We start from the raw sequence: 12,790 nt of genomic DNA on the forward strand, positions 1-12,790 counted from the left end.
AGAGAAATATTTATGTCAGTATTAGTATATATAGAACATGTGGATGGGGCTTTCAAAAAATCAGCTTTGGAGGCGGTGTCTTATGCGAAAGAAGTTGGAACCTTGATTAACCAGCCTGTATATGCACTTAGCATTGGTGAGGTGGCAGAAAGTGAGTTGGAAAATATCGGGACGTATGGGGCGGATAAGTTGATAACGGTCAATAATGCGGAGCTAAAACAATTCCTGAACCAAGCTTACGCCTCGGTTATTGCAGAGGTTGCGACTAGCGTTGGCGCTGATACCGTCGTGCTTTCCAACTCATTCAGTGGCAAAGGTATCGCACCGCGCATCGCTGCGAAACTAAATGCTGCCTTGGGCGATGGCGCGATCTCCTTGCCCCAGATGTCCGGCGACAGCTGGACGATCCAAAAGACGGCATTTTCTAACAAGGCCATAGCCACGGAGCAGCTTGACGGCCAAAAGCGCGTCATCGCTTTAACACCGAATAGCATGGAAGCGAAAGAGCATCCAACATCGATGACGATAGAATCTTATCAGCCTAACTTATCCCCTGGCGATCTTTCTACAGTAATCAAAGATATTGTGCGTGCAACCAACAAAGTATCATTGCCTGAGGCTGAAATTGTTGTGTCCGCGGGTCGCGGTATGAAAGGTCCTGAAAATTGGGCTATGGTGGAAGAATTGGCAAACGTACTGGGTGCCGCAACTGCATGTTCGAAGCCCGTTTCTGATGCAGGCTGGCGTCCACATGCAGAGCACGTGGGACAGACAGGATTGGCGGTCACGCCAAAACTATATATTGCTATTGGGATATCCGGTGCGATCCAACATCTTGCAGGCGTAAGTGCCTCTAAAACTATTGTGGTGATCAATAAAGATCCGGAGGCACCATTCTTTAAAGTTGCCGATTATGGTATCGTAGGTGATGCTTTTGAGGTTCTACCGCAGCTAATTGAGGCCTTTAAAACATATAAAAACAACTAAACAACACTATTTATACAAAGTAAATGGCTAGTCGTCAATAAATTGCGTCTAGCCATTTTTATTTTGTCCTGAATATTTACATCTTTGTAGGACGGTAAGGCATCAAGAATGAAGAAAATCAAATTAGATATAGTTGGGTTATCATATAGTCAAACACAGTCCGGAGCTTACGCGCTTGTATTAGGAGAGATAGGGGGCAACCGGCGACTTCCGATCATCATTGGCGGATTTGAGGCTCAAGCCATTGCTGTAGAAATCGAAAAAATGCAACCTTCCCGTCCCCTCACTCATGATCTCTTCAAAACATTTGCGGACAATTTTCATATCAAGGTGCAAGAGGTACTCATTTACAACCTTATTGACGGTATCTTTTTCGCTAAATTAATTTGTTCGAATGGGGACAAGACCATTGAACTAGACTCCCGAACATCCGATGCAGTGGCGCTTGCAGTTCGTTTTGGATCACCGATCTATACCTATGACTTCATTATGGATGCTGCAGGCATCATCATCGAAAGCAATGACTTCGCTTTTTTAGAAAACATGGAAAACCTCCCGCAGAAGGAGAACACCTTACACAAGGAGCCTGAACCGGAAAGAAAACAACAAATTAAATCTCCCTATGCTAATCTCAATGACGAACAATTAGAAGCGACGTTGAATAAAGCGATCGAAGCGGAGCAATACGAGACCGCCGCGAAAATTCGTGACGAAATCGAACGAAGAAAATCATAATTCCCTAATAACATACTATGTCAATTAAATTACGATTAACCGTAATGAGCTTCTTCCAGTTTTTTGTTTGGGGAGCTTGGTTAATTACGATAGCGAACTATTGGTTTGGCACCAAAGACTGGGACGGAAAACAGTTTGGTGCCGTCTTTGCGACCATGGGTATTGCTTCTCTTTTTATGCCTACGCTGATGGGTATTATCGCTGATAGATGGGTCAATGCAGAAAAACTGTACTGTTTAATGCATCTGCTCTATGGTGCGACATTATTTTATCTACCAGAGGTTACCGACCCACAGACGTTTTTTTATGTGATGTTACTGGCCATGTGCTTTTACATGCCTACGTTAGCACTGTCCAATTCCATTTCCTACACGGCGCTAACCAACGGGCAATACGATCTGGTAAAAGCCTTCCCTCCTATTCGCGTATGGGGTACAATAGGCTTTATTGCAGCGATGTGGTTGGTGAACCTGAGCGGGAACAAAGCGACCGGTTATCAGTTTTATATCGCTGGTGCAGCATCTTTTGGGTTAAGTCTTTTCGCCTTAAGCTTGCCGAAGTGCCCACCACGCAACGTGAATAGAGAAAACCAGTCATGGATGCAAATGCTAGGACTAGATGCCTTTAAGCTCTTCAGCAACTACAAGATGGCGCTTTTTTTCCTATTCTCTATGTTTTTAGGAGGTGCCTTACAGTTGACCAATGCGTATGGAGATGTCTTTTTAGATGAATTTAAGTTTTATCCAAAATATATAGACTCTATCGTTATTCAGCGTTCGACCATTATTATGTCGATCTCGCAGATCTCAGAAACCTTGTTTATTTTGGCGATACCATTCTTTTTAAAACGGTTTGGTATCAAAAAGGTCATGCTGCTTTCTATGTTTGCGTGGGTTTTGCGATTCGGTTTATTCGCATACGGCGATCCTACCACTGGCTTATGGATGATTATTGTATCCTGTATTGTTTACGGTATGGCGTTCGACTTCTTCAATATCTCCGGCTCACTATTTGTCGAAACATCGACAAATTCGCAGATCCGTAGCTCGGCACAAGGGCTTTTTATGATGATGACTAACGGTTTTGGAGCGGTGCTGGGAAGTTTGCTATCCGGCTGGGTTATTGATGAATATTTCACGCTTGCCTTTGCTGATATATCCAGCCTTGCAAGCTATCTACAAACGAACGTTGCCAATCATTCATTGCTGCGTTTCTTAGATGAACGTGGTGTCTCTATCGTTCAGGATGGCGCTTTTAGTAAGGCGGTCTTACTGAAAGACTGGCACCATATCTGGTTAGCATTCGCAGGATACACGTTGATAATTGCTATTCTTTTTGCACTGTTTTTTAAACATAAGCATGAACGTGTAAATGACTAAATGATGAGAGAGACGGCCACAACCGTCTCTTTCGTTTTTTGTATATTTGCCCGTTAATATGGAAAAAACAAACATTATTAACATCCCCACACTACAAAAAAGTTTTATTTATGACTGGACCTTGGATCGTGTCGAAACAGCAGGTCTTCCACAGCAGCTAGCACATTTAGTAAGTACTACGCTGTTATTATTAGCCGCTCTCCTTATACTTCTTATAGCGGACTACATCACCAGAAAAATCGTTAAAACCCTTTTTGTTCGTCTGATCACCAAAACGAGCACGACATGGGATGACAAATTATTGGAGAATAATGTGCTGGACCACCTCAGTCATCTTATACCAGTAATATTAGCCCAACAGCTACTTCCCTCTATATTCATCGGCTTCCCGAATTTCACAGAGGTCATGATGAAGTTCCTGGCAGTCATTATCATTATATTGGTTGTTAAGCTTATCAGTAGCTTACTGAAAACACTGCGGGACATATTCCAAAATTCCAAAGCTTTTGCTGATAAACCCATCGATAGCTACTTACAGGTTGTCCAGATTTTCATGTTATTTGTTGCTGGAACAGTTGCTTTTTCCGTAATCACCGGGAGCTCCCCTTGGTCTTTTTTAGTTTCTCTAGGCGCAGCTTCCGCCATTCTTATGCTGGTGTTTAAAGATACCATACTGGGATTCGTAGCAAGCATACAGGTATCTGCAAATGATTCTGTGCGTGTGGGAGACTGGGTGGAAATGCCGAAGTATGGCGCCGATGGCGACGTTATCCAGATTAATTTAAACAATGTAAAGGTGCAGAACTTCGACAAGACGATCGTGTCGATACCTACGCATACGCTGCTGACGGATTCTTTCAAAAACTACAGAGGTATGCGGCAGTTTGGTGGCCGCCGGATCAAACGAGCGATACCTATCAAAATATCATCTATCCGGTATCTAAGCGAGGAGGAGATTGCCGACCTCAGCCGTATCCAAATCCTTGCACCCTATATAGCGCAGCGACAAAAGGAGATTACAGCCTATAATGAACAAGCAAATGCGGACGCCAGCATGCCTGTTAACGGGCGACGGATGACCAACATCGGTTTGTTTAGAACATACATCACGAACTACATTCAAAACAACCCAAACATACATCAAGACAGAATGCTGATGGTGCGACAGTTGGCACCCACTGAGCATGGTCTGCCGCTTGAACTTTACATGTTTGCCGCAAGTACCGATTGGGTGTTTTACGAAAATACGATGGCCAACATATTTGATCACCTATTTGCGGCCATCAAGTATTTCGATCTGGAAGTTTTTGAATTGCCTGCTTCGGACGATTTGAGAGGGGTGTTTCAGCAACAGTTATAAAATGAAAAAGGTCGCCGATTGGCAACCTTTTCTCTATTTGTATGAAAACAAATTTTGCTTCAGCATATTTCGCAACAGGCCTCACATTAACCATAACACTATGAACAAAATTACTCTACTCCAAAGGTGAGCATTTCATATTAATTCAATATTAGCGTGCTATTAAATAAGTGGTATGCTGCTCAAATTTATTATTCGACAACTTCTATGTCCTTCTTAGCCGTATGTACTCGCCCAAACATATCCTTCGCTTCAACGGTTATGCTATGTTTGCCAATAGCCAGCTTTGGAAGCTTAATTTTCCAAAGATGCGTCGACGGCACGGCATCGGAAGGGCGTCTTCCGTCGATTAATTTATCGGCGCCATCGAATGTAAGTACGGCCTGTGTGTAACTTGGATCTTGGTCAGCAGCTTGCTCCATCTTTTTCCAGTTCCCGTTGTCAACACGGTAACGAACGACATTGTCTTTTGACCCAATAAAGAAGTTTGCATACAAGGGATAGCGACGCACATATTTTGCTGACACCACAGCAGGCCCGTAAAGATTGATTGCATAACTATCATCTTCACCCACCACCTTGTAATCGAACGAATAACGGTCATTATCGATATGCAATATCGCATAGCCTTTCGGCGTCCCGTCCCGCATAGTAGACACTGGAATGCCTTGTGCATTTAGCTGCCCTGAATACCAATCGCCGGAGGTGGTACCCACATTGTATTCATGGTGCGGCTGTTTCCCTTTCCAACCGTGCGAAGCGTTGTAATGGTTTTGTTGCTGAAAATGGGTATGCGCTGAAAGCGATAAGGTATTCGGGTAATCCTTAAGCAAATCAAACAAGCGTTGGCGATCTTCATTTCTGAACCAAGCTTCATTATCTGGATTTAATGGAATATGGAAGGCTAGCACGACCAACTTTTCTTTCGGAACAAAACGAAGGTTGTTTTCCACGAAATCCAATTGTTCTTCTCTAAATCCACCTTGATAACCTTCTCCTGTAGTAGGATGCGGATAAAGCACGTCATCTAATACAATGAAATGCGCATTGCCAACATTGAAAGCGTAATTTGCTGGGCCAAATAGGCGCTCAAAAGATTCGTCAGAAAGTGAATCGCTTTTTACATCGAAGTTAAGATCGTGATTACCAATAACGTTGTACCAGGGAAGTCCCATCTGGCTGATGGTTTGTTTATAGCCCGGGTGTAAGCTTAAGTCATTACCTACCAAATCGCCAAGGCTAATGCCAAAAGCAGGTCCTTTTCTGGTCTTCGCTTCATCGACTACAGCACGCTTGAAGTAATCCATTTCAGCTTCGTTATAGACTTGTGGATCTCCAAACACAAAGGCAGAAAATTTTACTGGCTCTTCAACAGGTTGCAAACCGAAATCAATCGATTTAGGTAGCTTTCCCGTCGCAGCCACGCCAGCGAACTTCAACGATGGGGAACCTTTCGGCTTGTGGATATGGTAAAATTTCGGATGATTTTCCTGATCTAATGGAAGTTTATAACCTGATGGTTTAACGACAAAAATAATATTATCATCCTGAACCGGCAGTTGATAATTCCCTTTGGCGTCGGTTTGCACCACGTCAACGCCATTGCTTACGCTTACACCGGCAAGGCCTAACTCTTTCTTATCGCGCATGCCATTCGCATTTGCATCAATGTAAACCACACCGCGCGCCAGCTCTTGAGCAAGGGCCGTTCCGGACAGGGCACATGCAACAAGTGCCCAAATGATATTTTTCATAGAGATTTTCGTTTTGTCTATCGGCAAACTTAGGTTTATCAAATAAAGAAATTGTAAAGCGGAGATTAACTTGTTGTTACGTAATAGCAGATTTACAATTGCCGCGTGCCGCTGCAAAGTGTCCCTTTTATAAAGTTTTGTTATATACGAATTGTCCCACCCTCATCCCGTCCGCCGCATGCCGCGGCAGGGCATTACTTTTGTAGGGCAAAAGTAACAAAACCCCGTCGCTTGAAACCTTTGCAGGGATGGTCTGTGCTAGAGCAAATTTTTACATATTGCAAAGCTTTCGATGCGACATCTCGTTTAATAAAGGGAAGTGCGGCTAAAAGTAAAAAATAAAAATTTAAAAGTGAAAAGTAATCGTATTGGATCCGGCACCATTTCTAAGTACTAATGTCTAGATACTAAGTACTAATGTCTATATACTAAGTACTGATGTCTATATACTAGACACTAGTATTAAAATCGATATACTAAAATCTCACTACGCAATACTGACTCCTACGCACTACCGACTTCTATCTCGCATTGGCTATATTAATCATTTCTAGCACTTTTTCGATGGTCGTTTTGGTGGCGTCCTTCATTTTTTGGTTTCCTGCGTAATCGGCATCCAACACCACTTTCTTACTTTTTTCTTTGTACTTATATTCAAGTTCATAACGGGGAACGTCATGCCCTTCGATGGAATCTTTACGGGGCGTGGTCATGTCATTATCTACATTCCAAAAACCCATTTCCATGGCTTTGCGATGTAGGAAAAGCAAATCGTCATCAGTTAGTTTAAGCTTTTGCTTCACGACTTGATTGCTTCTATTCACGTATTGATAATCTTGGGTAGCTGAATTGTAAGTGTTTAGCATGGAATCTCGTGTTCCGTAGGCTATGGTGATATACTCAAAATCGGAAAAGCGATAGGGTGCGTTTTTCAACATATTGGAATAATAGAATACACAATAGATAAAAAATGACCCAATGATACACAGTCCCAAAAAAATAGCCTTCGTTCTTTTACTCATGACACTAATAGAATATGTCGCAAAAATAAACAATAAGGCCGAACTTGGAACGGTAGCAGGGACAGAATCAGATAAGTTATGTAATTTGAATGTTAGATTTTAGGCGTACCTGCGCGCACAAAATATTTGTAGTACCAGCTATCCTTTATGTCTGATATGATGACGCCTTTACGTGTGGAAACATGCACAAACTTGTTATTATGCAAATACACACCGACATGGTCTATGTTCTTGCCACCGAAAGAGAAAAAGATAAGATCGCCTTCTTTCAACTTGTTTTCATATTTGCGCTTTACATTGTCGCCCATATCCCGAGATGTGCGCGGCAAGTTCTTTCTGTATACCGCGTTATAGAGCATGCCCACAAAGCCGGAACAGTCTACTCCTGACTTTTGGGTGCCGCCAAAACGATGCGGGGTGCCCATCCAGTTGTCAATAAAAGTATAGAGTGATTTGTTATCCAGTTCACGCACCGATACGCCCAATAGATCGGCATAATTTTCCATTTTTGATCCAGATAGCGGCTTACCGCGGGCATCACTTGCATCGGTAGGTATGCCTCCTTTGGCACCCACATTCCCAGATGTTAGCACACGTCCACTACCGGCAGATTTCTTTCTGGCCCCACAAGATGTAAGCAAAAGCAACATAAAAATCAGCGGGTAAAGAACAATGTGAAAGCGCTGTATAGATTTAACCATATAGCAAATGTAATGAATGGGAAAATGCGAGACAAGGATCAACTTTGTTTTTTGTAACTTGCGCCAAAATAAAATGGATAGAATAAAAGGGATAGTCGCGGTTTTAATTGGTGCGGTAAGTTTTGGGATACTCTCCACCTTTGTCAAAAAAGCTTACGAGAAAGGGTTTACCCTTGGCGAGGTGACGGGTGTGCAGGCTTTATTTGGCATGTTGCTGCTATGGCTTACGCTGTTCGTGTTGTATGTTGGCTACCGCAAATATTTTCAGCAATACGCTGCTAAAAGCAATCGCTGGATCATGCTTATCAGTGGTGTTTCAACCGGTGCCGTCAGTGTGCTTTATTACAAATGCGTGCAACTGGTTCCAGCGTCTCTCGCCATCGTTTTGCTGATGCAATATATCTGGATTGGGCAGTTAATCGCATTTATTGTATTCAAGGAGCGGCCGAAACGAAGAGATATAATTGGCATTCTTGTTATCTTGCTGGCCACTTTACTAGCGACGGGCTTGTTTGAACAGGATTTTCATGCCGTAGATCTGACGGGGATCGTTTACGGGATGCTGGCAGCGAGCGCCTATGCGGTTTTTATTATTGTTAACGGCCGCGTCGGCAATGATTATCCGCCGTTACAAAAAAGTGCCTATATGGTTTCCGGCGCCTGCCTATTTATCTTTCTACTTTTGCAACCCATTACGCTGTTTAATACGGATACATTAGTTCAAATAGGTCCTTATGGACTGTTGCTTTCTGTTTTCGGAACTGTACTTCCGCCGGTTATGTTTGCCTATGGCATGCCCAAAATAGGGATTTCTCTGGGCAGCATTTTGAGTTCAGTGGAGTTACCGGTCGCTATCTGTATGTCTTATTTCGTGTTGCACGAACAGGTTTCTTTCTTACAAGCAATCGGTGTAATCGCTATTTTAGGGGTAGTGGTGTTTTTGAATCTGCCGCGGAAAACAACATAGGATTGCCGTCGCAAGAAACGCTTGCTTTCTTGCGACGGAGAGAAAAGATTGATCGGTAAATTAGCCCCCTACTCCTCCCCAACAAATTCCCGTTCATATGCATTTAGAAACACCGTACCTTCGAGACCCCAAGAATCAAAGGGCTCCATATTTAGCCAGTAGTATATCTGCGGTAAGATATCTACTTGGTTTATTATCCGCTGTGGGTTTTCCGAGTCTGCAACAGGTGGCAGGTTACAAAAGTTCCTTTCTCCGATCGTCCAGATGGCCGGTCTTTCAAAAACAAAATCTGCATCGCCTATCACATCTTCCAGCAGCCCTCCTGCTCCCTCTTTGATGGGCCAGTAGGCAATTAAATCCTTATAATAGTTATCCTCCTCGGTCAGGCCGGCTTGACAATAGGTGCTCGTAATATACTCATCTGGCAAAGCGGCATTATAAATGCGGATATCGGATACATCAAACGTGGCCGTTGTGCTTATCCAGCCAGCCATTCCACCGAGAATAAGTGGTTCATTATTTTCTAAATTTCGCCCCGTGATTTCAAAAATCTCATGTTTGTCTCCATCTGTGAATCCTTGGACATAGCGTTTACCATTTTCCTCGTAGATTTTCATGGTTAATGTGGTCCACTGGTCTGTGTTAATTCCTCGATTACTTGAGGTGTTAATACTAGCGCCACTCTCGTCGCCGATAAATGGGCTCCAAGTCGGTTTCTCTTTTGGGTCATAAAACATAAAGAGCCATCCGGGTTCGGCATTGACATAATTAGAGCTTTTCTTTTTACCAAAAAAAGTCGGCCACCTATCTCCTCTATTTTTTAGCTTCATCTTTAGTTGCACCGTATACCCACCTGCTGTTCCAAAATTAAATGCTGTTGCTTTATCAGCAGGAACCGCTGCACGCACCGGTGCACTCCAAGGCCCGGTTAACGAAACGAACTGGCCTAAATCCGGAGCTCTTAGCCTCAAGGGTTCAAAACGTTCATTATAGAAAATTACGGGTACCTTCCGTTCCTCAAAGGACGCTCCCCCATACGAATTATCCGTTCCGCCATGATTTGATGTTATAATAATCAGCCAATTTTCTCTCGCATAGTTTTGCCGTGCTTCAACAGCGTCTACAATTTCACCAATGTATGTATCTACTTGGTCCAGTGCCGCTTTGTAGGCCGCGTTCTCCAACGAAAATCCACCAGCAATGCCAGCGGCATTTACACTACGAAAATTTATTGTGGAAAATGTTAACCGGTCGCCGCTGTTTTTTATGCTATCTACAGCAGTCAATTTTACCTCTTCATCTGATTGAACCAGTACTCGCTGATCAGAAAGAGGAAATAGATTGTCGTACAACAAATCCCAGGAGGTTACTGATAAGCTTTGGTATAATCGTCCGGTTTCCAGCAGCCGCTGATAGACGGGTATAAAGCCGCCGTCTCCGCCCCCTTCATGGTTTGGGTTATCCGGATCGGTAACATCTGCATCAAAATCATTCCCGTTCACTCCATGCCTGCCGCTGCCTAAGCCGCTCAACATCGTTGTCCAGGTTGAAGCGTCTCCTGTATTAGCATCTGCAATTCCATCTAATGTGTATTTCGAATGCTCTAAAAGCGTGCTCAATTGTGTAGGCATGTAATCCTGCAGCTCGATCCCAGATAAGCCGTCAATAGATATCAACAGAACTTTCCTTGCCTTTTCTGTATTAGGTCCTGGGTCTTCTTCAAATACCAGGGGCGGGTCGAAGTAGCTTTTACAAGATCCAAATAAGACAGACCCTACAACAACTGCGGTAAAAAATAATTTAAACTTTTCCATTTCGACAAAATTTGCTTATAAATAAGCTATCAAACGTGTTCGAGACGAGATGCTACCGGCAGACGATAACGGTTTTATTTCGAAAAACGTCTTTAGCTATACTTACGGTTTTATTATATCAATTTCTGCCAGGTTCGTGTATCCACGGCCGGCTTTTCCATTTAATAGCAACACCCGAAGATATCTGCTGTTCACGTTACTAGGCAACCTAAATTCCGCCGAAGCTCCATTTCCTGAAACCATTTCGAACACGCCTGAAACATCTGTAAACGTTTCTCCATCTATACTGGTTTGTATCTTAAAATCTTTAGGTGCATCTGCTGCCGTATTGTGCCTGTTGTACAACTTGACAGCAGCAATATCTATAGACTGCGGAAATTCCAAAGTAAAATGATGTGGCCAAGGCGGGATGGTCCCTCGCCATGGGGTATGCCAATAGGTACTAGGATTGTTATCAATCAATGCACCAGGTCCACCTCCATCTCCGGCGTCGTTCGAGCTAGCTGTTACCTTCCAAAGCATCTTGTTATAAGGCGATGTATCAAAATCTTCATCGCCTCCGGTTCTTGTTAGGGGATCAAACTTCCACACATTTTTATTCAATAAAGGCAGTCTTAATGTTTCTGAGACCTGTCGTTTGGAAATGGTGCTGGGAAATACCCCCCAACCGATGGTGAGATAGGGTTCCATATCTATCCCCGTGAATTCAGAGAGAGACTCATAAAAAAAGTCTATCTTTGACTGATCATTTGCTGACGTAAAGCGCGCCTCTCTAGCTTTCTTATAGATATAGGTCATAAATTCATAACCGTATCTTTCAAAAATTTGCGCATACATCATTAAACGAATATTATGTCTCTCGCTTGCATACGGATTGTTCTGAATATCCATTCCCGCCCAATTGATCTTATCGGCTCCAACTTCACGGCTCTTAACAGCAGCAATGTAGGGGACAGCACTAGACCATACTTCTGCAATTTTATAGCTCTGTCGGCCATTCAGCATAGATACTTTTAGGCTAAACAAATTACAAGTCACTTCTCCATTTCCATCGAAGCTCCATGTTGACCCCATCTGCATGTTATGGCCTATTTCATGATAAGCTCCCCAGTTGCCAAATTTTATCTCCTCTAGTTCAGTTTGAGCGGTGAAAGAACTCTCGCCGTTATTGGATCGTATCGGGTAACCGGAAACCATGCCCACACCTGGCGCAAACAATACGTCGTGTACAATACGCCATTTATTGAAAGGGGCGCGATGGCGGATATCGGGATTGCCTTCCGCCATACCTGTCCAGTCCCAATAGCCACGCCTTATCATATCATCCCAAGTTTCCATCAAGACAGTGGGGTCTTCAATAGGAAATTTGGACAATCTTTTGGTTTCCAGCGCTAATACTACTCGTCGGCCTTCCAACTCAAACCAGGGCACGGAGGTTTTTTGAACCATTTCTTGCCATTCTGCATTTGTTGTTTCGCCAAGCTTGAAACTTGCGGCTTTGGCCACGCCAGAGAATGTAATATCTACTGTCCGGCCTAGTGGGCGGCTAGGTAAAATGTAGACCAGCCCGCCGTACAAATTCCGCATGTAATTTCTGCCTGGAAACAGCGTTTGGCGTTCTGTGATGTTTAAGTCCCGTTGGGGGAAATCAATTCCTTGAGCGCTATTGTAAACGTGGGCTCCAATTTGCGCTGTCAATCCGTAGACTCCGGCAGGCACGTCCATAACAATTAATTCGCCGGCAGGAGCATAGACGCCTGTACTCTGCCAGTTACCGGGTGCTACGCTAATGCGTAGATCCATAGAGCGAATATCTTCATAATTTAAGTCGATCGTTACCACAAAATTTTCTAAACGTGGTTCGTCAGCATTCATCAGCCCGGGAAACATTCGTGCCTGATTATACCTCGAGTAATCTATTTTAAACCTGTTGGTATCGACGTTGACAGTTACAGTATCTTCATATTCACCGGAATTAAATCCATTCTCGAAATTGAAGCCATATTCTTTTGCGCAGGAACTTACCAGAAAGAGATACACCCCGCATATTATACATGCTAAAAACCTCATT

Annotated in this window: 10 protein-coding genes; 5 read left to right on the forward strand and 5 right to left on the reverse strand. The window is 43.4% G+C overall.

The features are described 5' to 3' along the window. Positions 1-12 precede the first annotated feature (12 nt). From DI53_RS02855 to DI53_RS02870, 4 genes are all read left to right on the forward strand, one after another. On the forward strand, positions 13-987 hold the full coding sequence (locus tag DI53_RS02855; RefSeq protein WP_037495163.1) for an electron transfer flavoprotein subunit alpha/FixB family protein: 975 nt from the start codon (positions 13-15) through the stop codon (positions 985-987). A 108-nt stretch (positions 988-1,095) separates the two neighbouring features. Beyond that, a complete protein-coding gene (locus DI53_RS02860) occupies positions 1,096-1,722 on the forward strand; it encodes a bifunctional nuclease family protein (RefSeq protein ID WP_037495164.1) in 627 nt (208 codons plus the stop codon). Positions 1,723-1,739: 17 nt separating this feature from the next. Then, entirely contained in the window at positions 1,740-3,101 is a 1,362-nt protein-coding gene (locus DI53_RS02865; RefSeq protein WP_037495166.1) for a nucleoside permease, read from the forward strand. A gap of 58 nt (positions 3,102-3,159) precedes the next feature. Beyond that, entirely contained in the window at positions 3,160-4,461 is a 1,302-nt protein-coding gene (locus tag DI53_RS02870) for a mechanosensitive ion channel family protein (RefSeq protein WP_037495168.1), read from the forward strand. A 191-nt stretch (positions 4,462-4,652) separates the two neighbouring features. On the opposite strand, the gene DI53_RS02875 is transcribed toward DI53_RS02870, so the two are convergent. The 3 genes from DI53_RS02875 to DI53_RS02885 form a co-directional block, all read right to left on the reverse strand. Continuing rightward, on the reverse strand, positions 4,653-6,215 hold the full coding sequence (locus DI53_RS02875) for a calcineurin-like phosphoesterase C-terminal domain-containing protein (protein WP_037495170.1): 1,563 nt from the start codon (positions 6,213-6,215) through the stop codon (positions 4,653-4,655). Between the two features lie 521 nt (positions 6,216-6,736). Next, positions 6,737-7,237 (reverse strand): hypothetical protein, encoded by a 501-nt coding sequence (locus DI53_RS02880; protein WP_241462359.1) that lies wholly within the window; start codon positions 7,235-7,237, stop codon positions 6,737-6,739. Positions 7,238-7,329: 92 nt separating this feature from the next. Then, positions 7,330-7,938 carry a C40 family peptidase gene (locus DI53_RS02885; RefSeq protein WP_037495171.1) on the reverse strand — a complete coding sequence of 203 codons (609 nt, stop codon included), beginning with the start codon at positions 7,936-7,938 and terminating at the stop codon, positions 7,330-7,332. A 73-nt stretch (positions 7,939-8,011) separates the two neighbouring features. On the opposite strand from DI53_RS02885, the gene DI53_RS02890 reads away from it, so the two are divergent. Beyond that, positions 8,012-8,905: an EamA family transporter gene (locus DI53_RS02890; protein WP_037495173.1), complete on the forward strand. Its 894-nt coding sequence runs from the start codon at positions 8,012-8,014 to the stop codon at positions 8,903-8,905. Between the two features lie 68 nt (positions 8,906-8,973). Here the strand turns inward: DI53_RS02890 and DI53_RS02895 are convergent, their stop codons facing one another. After that, the gene (locus DI53_RS02895; protein ID WP_037495175.1) at positions 8,974-10,719 is read right to left on the reverse strand and encodes an alkaline phosphatase family protein; all 1,746 of its coding nucleotides are present in this window, start codon (positions 10,717-10,719) and stop codon (positions 8,974-8,976) included. A gap of 102 nt (positions 10,720-10,821) precedes the next feature. Then, positions 10,822-12,789: a M60 family metallopeptidase gene (locus DI53_RS02900; protein ID WP_052071996.1), complete on the reverse strand. Its 1,968-nt coding sequence runs from the start codon at positions 12,787-12,789 to the stop codon at positions 10,822-10,824. Between the last annotated feature and the right edge of the window lies 1 nt (position 12,790).

It is taken from the genome of Sphingobacterium deserti (assembly GCF_000757725.1).
Classification (GTDB): domain Bacteria; phylum Bacteroidota; class Bacteroidia; order Sphingobacteriales; family Sphingobacteriaceae; genus Sphingobacterium; species Sphingobacterium deserti.

What these genes read in the sequence shown, in the direction of transcription:
- DI53_RS02890 (WP_037495173.1), top strand. Translation starts at nt 8,012, where the DNA reads ATGGATAGAATAAAAGGGATAGTCGCGGTTTTAATTGGTGCGGTAAGT.
- DI53_RS02880 (WP_241462359.1), bottom strand. Translation starts at nt 7,237, where the DNA reads ATGAGTAAAAGAACGAAGGCTATTTTTTTGGGACTGTGTATCATTGGG.
- DI53_RS02860 (WP_037495164.1), top strand. Translation starts at nt 1,096, where the DNA reads ATGAAGAAAATCAAATTAGATATAGTTGGGTTATCATATAGTCAAACA.
- DI53_RS02870 (WP_037495168.1), top strand. Translation starts at nt 3,160, where the DNA reads ATGGAAAAAACAAACATTATTAACATCCCCACACTACAAAAAAGTTTT.
- DI53_RS02895 (WP_037495175.1), bottom strand. Translation starts at nt 10,719, where the DNA reads ATGGAAAAGTTTAAATTATTTTTTACCGCAGTTGTTGTAGGGTCTGTC.
- DI53_RS02855 (WP_037495163.1), top strand. Translation starts at nt 13, where the DNA reads ATGTCAGTATTAGTATATATAGAACATGTGGATGGGGCTTTCAAAAAA.
- DI53_RS02900 (WP_052071996.1), bottom strand. Translation starts at nt 12,789, where the DNA reads ATGAGGTTTTTAGCATGTATAATATGCGGGGTGTATCTCTTTCTGGTA.
- DI53_RS02865 (WP_037495166.1), top strand. Translation starts at nt 1,740, where the DNA reads ATGTCAATTAAATTACGATTAACCGTAATGAGCTTCTTCCAGTTTTTT.
- DI53_RS02875 (WP_037495170.1), bottom strand. Translation starts at nt 6,215, where the DNA reads ATGAAAAATATCATTTGGGCACTTGTTGCATGTGCCCTGTCCGGAACG.
- DI53_RS02885 (WP_037495171.1), bottom strand. Translation starts at nt 7,938, where the DNA reads ATGGTTAAATCTATACAGCGCTTTCACATTGTTCTTTACCCGCTGATT.